The organism is Arhodomonas sp. KWT, assembly GCF_010993615.1.
Genome location: NZ_WNXE01000747.1, coordinates 1 through 817 on the forward strand (window position 1 = coordinate 1; position 817 = coordinate 817).

1 protein-coding gene is annotated in these 817 nt (G+C 70.4%); it reads left to right on the plus strand.

Going from position 1 to position 817, the window contains the following annotated elements:
- On the plus strand, positions 1-817 hold an 817-nt coding region (locus G7A99_RS22145; protein ID WP_163144151.1), incomplete at both ends, for a PA0069 family radical SAM protein.

Here is an 817-nt window from a genome sequence, read left to right on the forward strand (position 1 = left end):
GCACGGATGGACCGCTCAAGGGACGGGGGAGCTTCACCAACCGCGCTTCCCGCTTCAGTGCCTGGCAGAGCGAGGTGTTCGACGACGGGTGGGACAGCGCCGAACCGCCGCCGCAGCGGCTTCCGACCCGGATCCTCGACGATCCCAGCCGCTCGGTGGTGAGCTGGAACACATCGCCGGACATCCCCTTCGATCGTTCCGTGAATCCCTACAAGGGCTGCGAGCATGGCTGTCCGTACTGCTATGCGCGCCCCACCCACGCCTACCTGGACATGTCGCCGGGACTGGACTTCGAAACGCGGGTCCTGGCCAAGCGGGACGCGCCCGCGCTGCTGCGGCGGACGCTGGCGCAGCGGGGCTACACTCCCGCGCCCATGGCCCTCGGCGCCAACACGGACCCGTACCAGCCGGCGGAACGTCGGCTGGGGATCACCCGGGGCGTCCTGGAGGTGCTGGCCGAGGCCCGCCACCCGGTGGTGATCGTGACCAAGTCGGCCCTGGTTGAGCGCGATCTGGACATCCTCGCGGAGATGGCGGGACGGAACCTCGTGTCCGTGCATCTGTCCATCACGACACTGGACCGCGACCTCGGGCGGCGGATGGAGCCACGGGCGGCGGCACCACAACGCCGCCTCCGGACCCTGACGGCGCTCACCGAGGCGGGGATCCCGGCAGGAGTGCTCTTCGCGCCGGTGATCCCGGCGCTGAACGACGCCGAGATGGAATCGGTGCTCGCGCAGAGCAGCGACGCCGGCGCGGTATCGGCGGCCTACGTGCTGCTGCGCCTGCCCCGGGAGGTGGAAGGGCTGTTCACGGA